10 protein-coding genes are annotated in these 13356 nt (G+C 59.1%); 7 read left to right on the forward strand and 3 right to left on the reverse strand.

Annotated elements, in window-relative coordinates:
• Nucleotides 1–536: 536 nt before the first annotated feature.
• The gene (locus RBR41_RS13510) at nucleotides 537–2600 is read right to left on the reverse strand and encodes an elongation factor G (RefSeq protein WP_320353176.1); all 2064 of its coding nucleotides are present in this window, start codon (nucleotides 2598–2600) and stop codon (nucleotides 537–539) included.
• Nucleotides 2601–2996: 396 nt separating this feature from the next.
• Here RBR41_RS13510 and RBR41_RS13515 point away from each other — a divergent pair, with 396 nt between their 5' ends.
• Nucleotides 2997–3704, forward strand: coding sequence for a hypothetical protein (locus tag RBR41_RS13515; protein ID WP_320353178.1), 708 nt, complete (start codon nucleotides 2997–2999; stop codon nucleotides 3702–3704).
• A gap of 302 nt (nucleotides 3705–4006) precedes the next feature.
• Here the strand turns inward: RBR41_RS13515 and RBR41_RS13520 are convergent, their stop codons facing one another.
• On the reverse strand, nucleotides 4007–4579 hold the full coding sequence (locus RBR41_RS13520) for an N-acetyltransferase family protein (RefSeq protein WP_320353180.1): 573 nt from the start codon (nucleotides 4577–4579) through the stop codon (nucleotides 4007–4009).
• Between the two features lie 413 nt (nucleotides 4580–4992).
• Between RBR41_RS13520 and RBR41_RS13525 the strand changes: the two genes are divergently transcribed.
• The 4 genes from RBR41_RS13525 to RBR41_RS13540 all read left to right on the forward strand — a co-directional run bounded on the left by RBR41_RS13525 (nucleotide 4993) and on the right by RBR41_RS13540 (nucleotide 8750).
• Complete coding sequence (locus tag RBR41_RS13525) at nucleotides 4993–5994, forward strand: TOBE domain-containing protein (RefSeq protein WP_320353182.1); 1002 nt, start codon at nucleotides 4993–4995, stop codon at nucleotides 5992–5994.
• 502 nt (nucleotides 5995–6496) lie between these two features.
• A complete protein-coding gene (locus RBR41_RS13530; protein WP_320353205.1) occupies nucleotides 6497–7324 on the forward strand; it encodes a substrate-binding domain-containing protein in 828 nt (275 codons plus the stop codon).
• A 95-nt stretch (nucleotides 7325–7419) separates the two neighbouring features.
• Complete coding sequence (locus tag RBR41_RS13535) at nucleotides 7420–8115, forward strand: ABC transporter permease (protein ID WP_320353206.1); 696 nt, start codon at nucleotides 7420–7422, stop codon at nucleotides 8113–8115.
• Nucleotides 8112–8750 carry an ABC transporter ATP-binding protein gene (locus RBR41_RS13540; protein WP_320353183.1) on the forward strand — a complete coding sequence of 213 codons (639 nt, stop codon included), beginning with the start codon at nucleotides 8112–8114 and terminating at the stop codon, nucleotides 8748–8750. Before RBR41_RS13535 ends, RBR41_RS13540 begins: the two co-directional genes overlap by 4 nt.
• A 210-nt stretch (nucleotides 8751–8960) precedes the next feature.
• Here the strand turns inward: RBR41_RS13540 and RBR41_RS13545 are convergent, their stop codons facing one another.
• Complete coding sequence (locus tag RBR41_RS13545; protein WP_320353184.1) at nucleotides 8961–9890, reverse strand: AraC family transcriptional regulator; 930 nt, start codon at nucleotides 9888–9890, stop codon at nucleotides 8961–8963.
• Between the two features lie 123 nt (nucleotides 9891–10013).
• Here RBR41_RS13545 and RBR41_RS13550 point away from each other — a divergent pair, with 123 nt between their 5' ends.
• Together RBR41_RS13550 and RBR41_RS13555 are read left to right on the forward strand one after the other, a co-directional pair.
• Nucleotides 10014–12095, forward strand: coding sequence for a TonB-dependent receptor (locus RBR41_RS13550; protein ID WP_320353185.1), 2082 nt, complete (start codon nucleotides 10014–10016; stop codon nucleotides 12093–12095).
• A gap of 2 nt (nucleotides 12096–12097) precedes the next feature.
• Complete coding sequence (locus RBR41_RS13555; RefSeq protein WP_320353186.1) at nucleotides 12098–13219, forward strand: class I SAM-dependent methyltransferase; 1122 nt, start codon at nucleotides 12098–12100, stop codon at nucleotides 13217–13219.
• The last annotated feature ends 137 nt before the right edge of the window (nucleotides 13220–13356 follow it).

A 13356-nucleotide genomic window follows, 5' to 3' on the forward strand; every position in this document is an offset into this window, starting at 1 on the left:
AGGCCGCTGCGGACGCGGATAATGCGCACAGTTTTGGCAATGGCTGTGTTCAGCCCCGGTAAAATTTGCATAGAGTATGTGTAAAGCTTTTACGCTGAAACCAAGTATGCGATTGCATACAAAATTAACCTGTCAATTATCGTTGATAACATGGTTCGTTAATAAGTAATGAAGTGGTCTCGGCAGAAGCGGTGGTTTCGGGTTAGTTGGGCAGAATATATGGAGACAGACAAAAAAGAAATGAATAATAATTTATACTAACTATATAATATTATAAGTAAAAATAATGCAGACCGCAAGAGGATACCAGTGCGTTTTTTCGCAGAAAGCGCACTGGCGGCTGCGGGCGCAGGCTGGGATTGTGGCGGCGCAAGCACGGTTTATCCGCGCTGTACGGCGGGTAGCGTGCTTTTTTCTCATTTGAGAAGATATATGCGCAAAGATATCTTGTGCTCGTGGAGCATTCATAAAAACAGCCGGAACCCTTTCAGGCTCCGGCTGAAGTGCACAGCATGAGGATAGCTGCGTCTGTTTTGCTATTCGCCTGCTCTGGCTGCCTGATATTCGGCGACCACTTTTTCCACCACAGGTTGCGGCGCTTCTTCATAGTGGGCAAATTCCATGGTGAAGAAGCCCTGGCCCCCCGTCATCGAGCGCAAATCGGGCGCGTAGCGCAGCACTTCACTCATGGGCACATGGGCTTTTATTTCGGTGTTGCCGCTCTGTGAATCAGAGCCGAGCACCTTGCCCCTGCGCGATGACAGGTCGCCGATGACATCGCCCATGCTTTCGTCCGGCACGGACACCGTCAGCAGCACGATGGGCTCCAGCAGCACGGCCTTGAGGGTCTCCATGGCTTTTTTAAAGGCCAGGGAGCCCGCCACCTTGAACGCCATTTCGGAAGAGTCCACGGTGTGGTAGCTGCCGTCATAAACCTTGGCGCGGAAGTCCACCACCTGGCAACCGGCCAGAAAACCGCGGGCCGCCGCTTCCTGCACACCCTTGTCAATGGCGGGGATATACTGGCGGGGCACAACGCCGCCCACAATGGCGTCTTCAAACTGATAGCCGGAGCCGCGCGGCAGCCCTTCCATCTCAATCCAGCAGTCGCCAAACTGGCCACGCCCGCCAGACTGCTTCTTGTGACGACCCTGCACCTGGCATTTGCCGCGCACGGTTTCACGGTACGGAACCTTGGGAGTCTTGAGGATAATATCCACCTTGAAGCGGCGTTTGGCTTTTTCGACCGAAAGTTCGATGTGCAACTGCCCCATGCCTGAAAGCAGAATGTCGCCATTTTCGCCATCACGGCCGAGCTTCAGGGTAATATCTTCGTCCAGCAGGCGCTGCATGGCCGCATACACCTTGTCCTCCTCGCCTTTTTCCTTGGGGGCCAGGGCATAGGTGATGAGTTGGGGCGGCAGCTGCGGCATGGGCAGTGCAAAGGGAGATTTTTCATCGCACAGGGTGTCGCCGGTGCGGGTGTTTTTGAGCTTGGCCACGGCCACAATGGCTCCGGGACCCACAGGTTCCTTGCAGGGCGTCTGAGTTTTTCCGGTCAGGTACAGCATGTTGCCCAGGCGTTCGTTATCCTCGGTGCGCATGTTCTTGAGGTTCACATCGCCGTTGATGGTACCCGAAAGAACCCGCAGCAGGGTCAGCTGACCGGCAAAGGGGTCGGCCAGGGTTTTGAAGGCAAAGCAGGCCACCGGAGCGTCCGGGTCGGGAGAACGTGTTTCGCCGTTTTGGCCCTCAAAGGGGGGACGATCCAGGGGCGAGGGCAAGAGGGCCTCAATACCGGCCAGTAGGGCCTGACCGCCCTTGTTTTCGAGGGCCGAGCAGGTCAGTACCGGGGTCAGTTCGCCCCTTACAACGCCGGAACGCAAGCCCGCGTGCAGGTCTTCCAGCGTCAGGCTGCCTTCTTCAAGGTACTTTTCCATAAGGACTTCATCGCTTTCGGCGATGTTTTCCACGGTAATGTCGCGCAAAAGGCTGACGTCGTCGGCGAGACCTGCGGGAATTTCCGCTTCTGCAAAGCCGCCGTCAGCTTTAAACATACGGGCCTTGCCCGAAAGCACGTCTGCCACGCCAAGAAAACTCTCGCCCTGGCGGATGGGCAGTTGCAGGGCCACCGGCTTGATGCCAAGGGAGGAGAGGCCGTCGAAAGTCATCTGAAAATCGGCGCGATCGCGGTCAAGCTTGTTGATCACGATGATGGTTGGCAGACCGGCCTGCTGCACTATATTCCAAAATTTTTTGGCGAGGGGGCGCACGCCGTCTACGGCGTCCAGCACAAAAACCACACTGTCCACACCCTTGAGCAGGCATTCCATATCACCAGTAAAGTTGCCGTCACCAGGAATGTCCAGCAAGAAGTGACGGTTTTTGTTCCACATATAGGTGGCGCACGCGGGCTGCACCGACCCGCGCCGACGGATCTCTTCTGGCTCGTAATCAAGATTCGTGGTGCCGTCTTCAACGGCGCCCAGACGGGTGACGGCTCCGGCGTTGAGCAGCAGCATCTCGGCCAGAGATGTTTTGCCGCAACCGCCGGTGCCGACGAGTGCAAAGGTGCGTTGCATTTCCAGTGGGGTAGGCATGGTTTTCTCCCTTAGTAAGCGATGTGGCGGACGCGTGCGGCGCTAGCCGGGTGAACGAAACCAGGGAAGGAACGTGAGTTCCCACAGAAGGGCGGGGCGCATGCCTTGAGGCATGGGATGCCCGGCTCTATCGGGCGGAATTTTCCGGAACGGGCCACCGGGCTGCGGCGGCCTGCGGGCATTTTCCGCTTGCGAGACCCTTGACGGTCCATGGGAAAAACGTGCGTTCCATATGCTATTATTGTCCACGATACATACTTGCCAAAAAAAAGGAAAGAGCCAGACGGGCTTAGAGATCTGCCTGTTTATAAAAGCTGCAAAAGCCCTGCTTGACAGACGCCGCCGCTGCTGGAAAAATTTACAGGATAAACCGGGCCTTGCCCGCGTGGAGGATATATGGCCTGGGAATGGGGCGCAGCTGGCGTCGTGCTGTTGATAGTCGTGGTATTTTGTGTGCGCCTCATGAAGCGCGGACACACCACGCTGGAGGACGAGCGCGCCCTGTGCGACGAACGTATCCGCACCATGGAAGAGCAGATACGCCAGGACCAGAAAAATATGGCCTCCAGCGAACATTTGCATATTGCCCTGGCAGGACTGCGCGACATGCTGCGCCTGGCCGATTATCCTTCGGGATTCTGGCTTGAGGTACAGGATCATGCTCGCGGCGCGGCCAATGAAAAAGCCCTGGTGCTGCATACGCCTGACGGCGACTGGCGCGTAAGCCTGAGCATGCGCGAGCGGCAGCTGCGGGCCGTGCACAAGGTGGCCCACGGGCAGAGCCGCTGGCACCTGTATGGAACAGGCGTGCATGAAGAATATGAGGATTTGCCCCGCCTCATGTGCGCCTTGCACAACCATTTGCGAAAGGGCGCAAGCTCCGCCAGCACGGGCCTGAAAACGCCTGGGGTGCTGGATCTGCCCGTGCCCACCACCGGGCATGCGGACGCCGCCACCGGACAGGCAAACGCCGCCAATAAACAGCAGGCCGTGCCGCCTGAAAAGCCGCATCTTTTTCGCAGATTCTCCGGTCGCTCAGCTCAAAAAGCCGCAGCCCGCAAAAAAAGCCCTCCGCCGCCTTCGCTCAAGCCCGGCAGCCGCTGACAGAGAGCAATTTGAGAGGCTTTGAGGGGGAGGAAATGCTTTGTGGGGGAGTAACTGTTTTTGTGGGAGAGGCTTTGTGGGGGAGGGACCCTTTTGTAAAAGGGTCTCCTCCCCCACGCCCCCACCCCCTAAAACTTTTTTATCCGTTCCGATCTTGTGACGACAGCCTGGGCGCAATCATGCCGCAACCACGCCATGCCGCCGAATGCAGCGGATGTCATGAATGTCCGGGCTGTCGCGGTGGCAAGGGCTGGCGTGCGCTGCGTGCTACCCAAAAGGCCGAAGCCCCCTTAAGAAGAATGCTATAAAGCGTTGGCCATGATTTCTTGCAGAACGTCCTGCGGCACATTGCTGATGGGTACGAGGGGATTGGGGGGAGAGTCATAGGCGGCAATGGTTTTTTCAAACCAGCCCACATGGTGCCACTTGCCGTTTTTGTACCCGGCATTGGTGTACATTCCCACAGTGCGGAAGCCCAGTGATTTGTGCAGGGCCTCGCTTCTGGCATTGGGCAGGGTGACGCAGCCGTAGACGTTTCTGACCTCCTGCAACGCCAGCATCTGGATGAGGATGCCGTACAGGCATTTGCCCAGCCCTTTGGAGGTCGCCGCCGTGTCGAGATACACAGAAAGCTCGGCATTCCACTGATATGCCTGGCGTTCCATATGCCTGTGAGCGTAGGCGTAACCGATGATCGTGTCGCCCTCTTCACAGACAATGTAGGGATAGCAGCTGGAAATGCTGGCGATGCGCCCCGCGAACTCCTGTTCTGAAGGCAGGACGTATTCAAAGGTGATGGGCGTTGCTATGTACTGGGCATAAATGGCTAAAAGCGCGCGGCTGTCTGCTGGCGCGGCAAATCTTATGGCCGTCATATGTTCTCCCTGACTAAAAATGACGCTGTTGGCCGTGCTTCCTGGGAAGGCATGGCTGCGCCTGCCCGGCAGGCGAGGGCCGGAGTTCTCATGTTGAAGCCGCTTTGGCGGCCGCCTGCGCCATGGCAGATGCATGTTGCGGTGCTGTGATGCCTGGAAGACGCCGCTTCTGCAACCCCCGCCTGGATTAAAAACCCCCACTGTATCATCAGCGAGCTATAATAAAAGTTTTAGGGGGAGGGGGTGTGGGGGAGGAGACCCTTTTGCAAAAGGGCCCCTCCCCCACAAAGCCTTTCAACATATTTCAACATAACACCGCCCCTCGCACCCCCTCCTCACGCCAGGGCCAGGTCGCGCGCTGCTCCCTGATGACAGTTTTTTGCCGATTTGTTAACCTGGTTCAAAGTACAGCCATGCACAGCCATATACCCCGTCAGCAATTGGAAGCCCTTACCCTGCGCTGGGAGCACTGGGAGGCAGAAGCAGCCACGACAGCGCAAAAAATTGCGCGGGCGCGGCTGCACCTGCTGTTTTTGCTGTTCCGGTATGGCGGGCTGCGGCTTGGCGAGGCCCTGACTTTTGAGCCACGCGCCGCCATAGACAGTATCACGGGCATGATGCGCGTGCCCGGCCCCAACGCCCGCGAACTGCTGCTGCCTTTGAGCGCCATGCGGCATATCCGCCGGATTCTCAGTCTGCCGCAGGCTGGCGAGCCCGATTTTCTGCGTCTTGACCAGGCCTTTGTGCGCAAAAAATTCTATGCCGTCGGCAAGACAATGGGCCTGCCTGCGGCCGTGCTTGGGCCGCGCGCCATACGGTATTCAAGAGGGCTGGAGCTTCTTGATCTGCACGTGCCCATGTCGCTGGTGCAGAAATTTCTTGGGCAGCAGGACACTGCCCAGCTTAAGGCTTTTCTGGACTTTTCCGATGGCCAGGCCCGAAAAATGCTCAGTGCGCAGGTCCAGAACCGCAGGGCCTCACGACAGGTGCAGGCCGCCAGCGATGACGCCATAAACCTGTTCTGGGGTATTGTCACAGGCATCCACACGGGCATGCGAAAAATCCATGTGGAAATAACGACGTTCTCAGATGTGCGCCTGACGGCCTCCTGTACGCATGAGCAGGCAGGCCTGCTGGAAGTGCACGAAAACCAGGTACTCAGCGCCCGTGTTGATCCTGAGCGCGTGGCACTTTCTGCCGAGCGCATCCAGACAAGCCTGGGCAACTGCGCGCGCTGCGTGGTGGAAAGCCTGCACGCCGACGCTGTGGAAACCTTCGTATGCCTGAGCCTGCCGGATGGCGCTATTCTGCGCGCCACGGTGGAAACACCTGCGGTCACAAAACTGCACCTTGCCGAAGGCAAAAAAATCTTCGCGTATTTTCCCACCAGCGCCGTGACCCTGCTGGCAGACTAGGTGTAATTTCTGGATGTAATTTTATGGTGGAATGCTTTGTGGGGGAGGGACCCTTTTGAAAAAGGGTCTCCTCCCCCACGCCCCTACCCCCTAAAACTTTCAGTGTGTTCTAGTGTGACACAATGAGCTTTCTGAGCTGTAGCGGGGCAATGACAGAGCCTTCAGACACCAAGTCTTTCAGACACCAAGTCTTCCGGGCACAGCGTCTTTCAGGCCCACGCCATATCAAGGCTGTCTGCTCCAGAGGCTGACGACCATACAGGGTTTGACCCGATCCTCGTAAAAAATCCCGCCGATCTTTTCCGCAACAAATTCTGAAAACTTCCGGCCATACTGACCCCGCCGCCATGCCTGTAGAGGCAACGCTGGGGCTTTCCACCCGTCCCCATCTTTTATATCACGGTTTTTGATGATACCGTGATGATCATATGCCGTGGCATGACGCTGCCTTCGGGCAACGAAATATCTTTAACAGGAGTTTCTCATGTTCCGTATTTCTGAAATGTTCCGCGCATCCCGTTTCGCTCTGGCCGCCTGCCTGCTGGGTTCGCTGGCACTGGCCCCAGCCGCTCAGGCTGCGGATACGCTCATGATGGCCACCACCACCAGCACCCAGGACTCCGGCCTGCTGGAATATCTTGAGCCCATGTTCAAAAAGGAAACGGGCATTGAACTCAAATGGGTGGCCGTTGGTACTGGCAAGGCGCTCGAGATCGCCAAAAACTGCGACGCCGACGTGCTGCTGGTGCATGCCCCGGCGAGCGAAATGGAATTTGTCAAAGCCGGGCACGGCATTGACCGCCGTCAGGTCATGTACAATGACTTTGTCATTGTGGGGCCCGCCTCTGACCCGGCCAAGGTAAAGGGAAAGAGCACTGCCGAGGCGCTTGGCGGCATTTTTACAACCAAGGCGGGTTTTGTGAGCCGTGGCGACCAGTCCGGCACCCACAAGGCCGAAGAAAAGCTCTGGAAGCAGGCCCAGATCACGCCCGACAAGGATTCCAAATATTTTTCCGCTGGCCAGGGCATGATAGCCACGCTGAACATGGCCGCTGAAAAGCAGGCCTACGCCCTGACCGACCGTGGAACCTGGATCACCTTTGCCGACAAGATGGGCGACAAGAACCCTCTGGTCATCATTGTTGAGGGGGACAAGGCGCTTTTCAACCAGTACAGCGTCATTGCGGTCAATCCCGCCCAGTGCCCCAAGGTCAAAAAGGATCTGGCGCAGAAGTTTGAAGACTGGTGGGTGGCCCCTGCCACGCAGCAGAAGATTGCGGACTACAAGCTCAAGGGCAAACAGCTTTTCTTCCCCAACGCCGGTAAATAACTGACGTATTTCGCGGCGCAGGTGCGGGGAGCCTTTTCCCGCGCTTGCGCCGCCAGTGCGCCGCGCCGTCATTTCAGGAACTTTCGGGCATTTGTATGGACTATCTGGTCAATGGTTTTTCCGGCGCTCTTTCTCTTCTTGCGCATATGGATGCGGCCACACTGTCCGCCATCTACGCGACGCTGCTGTCCACATGCTATGCCATGGCGGCGGCCCTGCTGCTGGGATTGCCCATGGGGTTTGCCCTCGGCTACTGCTCCTTCCCCGGCAAGCGGGCCCTGCGCCTTGTTTCAGACACGCTTCTGGCTTTTCCCACCGTGCTCATCGGCCTGCTGGTCTACGCTTTCATAACGGCGCGCGGCCCACTGGGGCAGTACGGGCTGCTGTTTACCCTGCCGGGCATGGCCGTGGGGCAGGCAGTGCTCGCCCTGCCCATTGTGGTGTCCTGGACGGCGCAGGCAGTGGAAAGCCTTGACCCGCGCTGCCGCGAAACCCTGCTGACGCTGGGGGCCAATGCCCGGCAGGTCACGGCGCTTTCGCTGTGGGAGTGCCGGTATTCCATCGGCATGGTCTGCATAACCGCGTTCGGGCGGGTCATCACCGAGGTGGGCGTCGCCATGATGCTTGGGGGCAACATACGGTACGCCACCCGCACCATGACCACGGCCATAGCGCTTGAGACCAGCAAGGGCGATTTTGCCCAGGGCATAGCGCTGGGCCTTATCTTGCTGCTCATGGCCTTTGTCATCAATCTTGTGCTGGCCTTTTTTCGCCACAGGGAACGGGCATGAGCGAACTGCTGTATGAAGGGCGCGATCTTGTGCAGGTTTACGGGGGCCGCAAGGTTTTGGACATGCCCCTGCTTGAGGTGCGCAAGGGTGAAGCCGTGGCCCTGACCGGGCCCAATGGCTGCGGAAAGTCCACCCTGCTGCGGCTGCTGGCTTTTCTTGAGCGCCCGGTGTCGGGCGAACTGCGCTATGCCGGGGCGGGCACTGGCAGGCGTGAGGCAACCCTGCTGCTTCAGGATCCCTATTTGCTGCGCATGAGCGTTTTCAGCAATGTGGTGCTGGGCCTGCGGCTGCGGCACGACGCGGCGTCGCTCAAGCTTGTGTATGAGCAGTGCATGCGCGCGGCAGGCTTTGACAAACCCTGGGATTTCGCGGAGCGCGGCCCTGGCGAACTTTCGGGCGGCGAGCGTCAGCGGATTGCCCTTGCCTCGCGCCTGGCGCTGCGGCCCAAGGTGCTTTTGCTGGACGAGCCAACAGCCAATGTGGACGCATCCAGCGCCCGCGCCATGGTGCGGGCCATCGAGAACTGCCGCAGTGAAGGCGCGACCGTGGTCTGCGCCACGCACGACCCGGCCCTGATCCGCACGATGGGCGCGCGCGAAATCCGCCTGGGCAGACATTGGAATGAAGTGAACTGATTTTTGCGCCAGAAGTGCTCTGGCATTGGCATTGTGAAAAGCCTGGCGGCTCGTGGCCTGAGCCCCGCCACGAGAAAGTCAGCGCGGCTTCAGCACAAGAACGGCAGCGCGGCTTCAGCACAAGAAAGTCAGCGCGGCTTCAGCACGAGGGCGGCAGCGCGGCTTCAGTCATGAGAAAGTCAGCGCGGCCTGAGCATGAGGGGCGGCACTCTACAACTGCCTCCCGCACTGAAATTTTTTGGGCGTCACGCCAAATTTTTTTCTGAACTCCTCACTGAAGTGGCTCAGGCTCTGATAGCCGATATGCACGCCCACCTCCGTAACGCTCATTATGCCCGAAGCCAGCAGATCCCGCGCCATTTCCAGCCGGTAGTTCCTGAAGTATTCAAATACCGGCATGCCAAACACCTGTTTGAAGCCGTACTTCAGCTTTTTCTCGTTTATTCCGGCCATTCTGGCCAGCTGCGTCATGGATGGGGGATTCTCCATATCCTGAAGCAGAATCTCCCTGGCGTCCCTGACGCGGCTTACATCCGATGCCGCGAGCGTGGGCAAGGGCCGCGAGGCATCAAGGTCAAGATACTCTGAAAGCTGCAGGCCCATGAGTTCAAGGGCGCGCGCCTCAAGGTGCATTTTGCGCAGCGGCCCGGCATACGCGGCTCCCAGTATGTCAGCCACGATGCGCATTTTTTGCGGGCATTGCCTGCCTGTCCACTGAAAAGCCGCATTTTTGCCGTTTATGGCGCCCGCCAGACCCGTGGGCAGTTTTGCCCGTTCCTGTTCAAGATATCCCTCAAGAAATTCCGGGGCCACAAGGATGCTCAGTCGCTGCATGCCGCCCTTGCAGTCCAGCACGCCGCTGGTTTCCGGCAGGTAGGTGATGCGGTTGCTGCCGCCCGTATGCACGCAACGGGTATGCCTGAGCGCGCCTTCCGCATAGTGGCAGCAGTTCAATCCCGCAAGCATGAAGCCGAAAATCAGGGGCGAATGGTCAATGGCAAATTCCTTCCGAAAGCAGGCCGACGCGGGCACCTGGGCGAACTGCAACGCCAGGCCAGGCTTGAGCGGCAGGGCAGCGCCGCCCGCCATCCGGTACACATTTGAAGCGGCAAAAGCCGCCGTATCCTGCTTATGATTCATGACGCACGGTTAAACCCCTTCCCCGCGAGGGACAGTTTTTGACCCTTGAAGGGTTAGCCCGACTGATGTGTGCAGTGTATTGAAAAGTACATTCAATTTCAACATCAGGCAGGACGATAAATCATGCGCTACTTTACCCAGTATTTTTCGGCCTTTGTGTTGTGCCTGGGCGTGATGGCGGTATGGGCGGCGTCAGCGCTCTCGGCGGAAGCGACGCCCAAAGCACCCGACTACACGCTGGACGCCATCACTGTTACCGCCACCAAGAGGGAGCAGAAGGTCAAGGATATTGCCACAAGCATTTCCACTGCCACGGACATTGACCTTGAAAACAGTGCCGCCCAGACGCTGAAAGACGCGACCCGGCTTTTCCCCAACGTGCATATGAAGAGCACGAGTTCCGGCAATGAAATGGTCATTCGCGGGTTTTCCACCTGGGATACGGCCCTGCAGTCTCCGGCCGGGCTGTACGTGGACGAGATACCCTATCCGCTTTCCTACATGCAGAACCTGTATCTTATGGATATGGAGCGCGCCGAGGTGCTGCGCGGCCCCCAGGGAACCCTTTTCGGGCAGAACAGTGAATCCGGCGTGGTCAATCTGGTGCGCCGCGTGCCCGACAACACCAAGCGGGCGCATATTTTTACCGAAGGCGGCACCTACAATACCTACAGGCTGGGAGCCTCGGCATCCGCGCCTATCCTTGAGGACAAGGTATTTTTTTCCGGCAGTTTTCTGCGCCACCAGAGCGATGGCTACGTGGAAAACCTATACAAGGACAGCACCCGCGCCGCGCGCAATGACGCAACCTCCGGGCGCGGCATGTTGCGCTTCACGCCAACGGATAGGGTAGACCTGCGCCTTTCGCTGGACGCCTCGCGTCAGGATGTGGGCGTGGGCACCATGCGTATGGATACTGGCCCCTATAGGTCCGACAGGTGGGAGGTACGCTCCAACGCCGCGGACTCGTCATCCGCAACCTTCACCTTGCCCGCTCTGGTGGCCAGCTATACGGGCGACGCGGCCAAGCTGACATCCATAACGAGCTACATGGCCTACAACTACGACATGAAGAGCGACATAGACCGTACCCCGCTGCCCACAGGGGTTTCAGACATGCAGATCGACCAGCGCAACTTTACGCAGGAACTGCGGCTGGCCTCGGTGCGCACGTCGCGATTGTCGTGGGTCACGGGGGCCTTTGTGGGGGCTTCGCGCACAAAAACCGATATGGATCGCCTGATGCAGCGGGCCGTGGCAACTTCGTATCTGCATACGGACTATACCAGCGATACGCAGGCGCTTTTTGGTCAGGGCACGTTGTCCATTGTGGACGGGCTGCGGCTGACAGTGGGCCTGCGCGCGGAAAATACCCGGCTCAACGGCGAGCAGACCTACCGCACCTCCGCCGTGCGCCGCAGCTACGCAAAGGACGTGACCTTTACGGAACTGCTGCCCATGGCGTCACTTTCGTGGGATGCCACAGCCAACATAACGCCGTACATTTCCTGGTCGCAGGGCTATCTGCCCGGCGGTTTCAACATCTTTTCCGCCAGCAACCGGGGCAACTTCTATTATGAGCCGGAATACAGCACCAACTATGAGGCGGGGTTCAAAACGCACTGGCTCGATGACAAGCTGCTGGCCAATGTGTCTGCCTTTTATTCCACCATCCGCGACAAGCAGGTGCGCGAAGAAGACCCCACGGGCGGCGTAGGCACCTGGAAGTTCACCAATTCCGCGCAGGCGCATTCGTCGGGCTTTGAGGCCGAGGTGAAGGCATATCCGCTTGCCGGACTGGAACTGCGCGGCGGCGTCGGGTACGCCCGCTCGGTCATTGACGACTGGACCACCACCGTCAACGGCGTGAAAAAGGACTTCAGCGGCAAACGTCTGCCCTGGGCCCCGGATCTGACCTACAATATCGGCGTTGGCTACACGCACGAAACCGGCCTATTTGCCCAGGTGGATATGTTTGGCGCGGGCAAGCAGTATTTTGACGCCGAAAACAAGCTCAGCGATGACGGCTATCAGACCGTCAACGCGCAGGTGGGCTACCACGGCGACAATTGGGACGTTTCGCTGTGGGGCAAAAACGTTCTGGACGCCCGCTATGCCACCAAAAAACTGGTCAGCAATAGCCAGACCATTGTGGAAGACGGCGCGCCCATGACCTTTGGCGTCACTGTGGGATGGAGATTCTAGGCATGACCGCACAGCATAAGAATCCTGAAAATCTTGTGGGCGAACTGCCTTTCGCCTCTTTGTCCGACTGGCTGGTGGCCCCGGTGCGCATGGCGCTACTCAGGCTGGCCCTGGAACTGGAACTGCCGGACATTCTGGAGGAAGTTCACAGCGTGTCCGGCATTGCGGCGCACCTGAAAAAAAATTGCGGCGCGTCGGCGGACGCGTCCCGCCTGACAAGCCTTATGGACGGCATGGTCGCGGCCGGTCTGGCCTGCAAGAAGGACGGCGCATACAGCAACAGCGCCCTGGCAGGGGCGTATCTGCGCAAGGGATCGCCCGTTTTTCTGGGGAGCCTTGTGGCCTCGCTGTCGGGCATGCAGCACCGCAATTTGCCCTGCCTGCGTGAAAGGCTTTTTGGCGAGGAGCCTCACCCGAACGCGAACGGGGCGAACACAATGAACCCCGAAAGCAGGCTGAACCCCGAAGGCAGGCTGCGCGACGAGCAGCACTGGAAGCGCTCGCTGGCTGGCCTTGCGGCCTATCAGAAGGCTGGCGCTGCGGACATTCTGGCCCGGCTGATTGCCGGGCTTCCCGGTGCGGCGGCGTTTACGTCCATGCTGGATCTGGGGTGCGGGCCGGGCATCACGGCCTTGCGTGCGGCCACGCTTTTGCCGGATCTGCATGTCACGCTGTGCGACTTTTCGCCTGTGCTGGACATGGCCAGGGCAGAAGCCGCAGCCTGCGGCATGTCCGACCGCGTTGAACTGCGCCCCGGTGATTTCAACACCGTGGCGCTGGGCCATGACCACGATCTCGTCTGGGCCTGCCAAAGTCTGTACTACGCCACAGACCTGCCGGAATTTCTGAAAAAAGTGTGCGCCGCGCTGCGCCCCGGCGGGCTGTTTGTCAGCGTGCATGAGGGTGTGCGTGAAGGCGTGGCCCCGGAGGTGCTCGTTCTTTCGCGTCTTTCACTGGCCATGGAGGGGCAGGACGTGTCCCTGAGCTACGGGCAGATGACCGCCGCCGCCAGCGGTGCCGGGCTGGAACGCGTTCTGGCGCGCCCCGTGCCCATGCTGTTTGGCCAGGCGGAACTGGAAGTGTTCAGAAAGCCGCACAGGGCTGATGCAGGGGGTGAGGCATGAAGGTATGGGCCGCACTGGCGGTGTGCGTATTTGTTGCGATGGGGTGGGGTGCTTCGGCCACGGCAAATCCGGCAGACCCCGCAGACCGGGCAAATCTGGCAGGCCCGGCAGACCAGTCCCATGCAGCAGGCCCTGTT

The organism is Desulfovibrio sp. (assembly GCF_034006445.1).
Lineage (GTDB): Bacteria > Desulfobacterota > Desulfovibrionia > Desulfovibrionales > Desulfovibrionaceae > Desulfovibrio.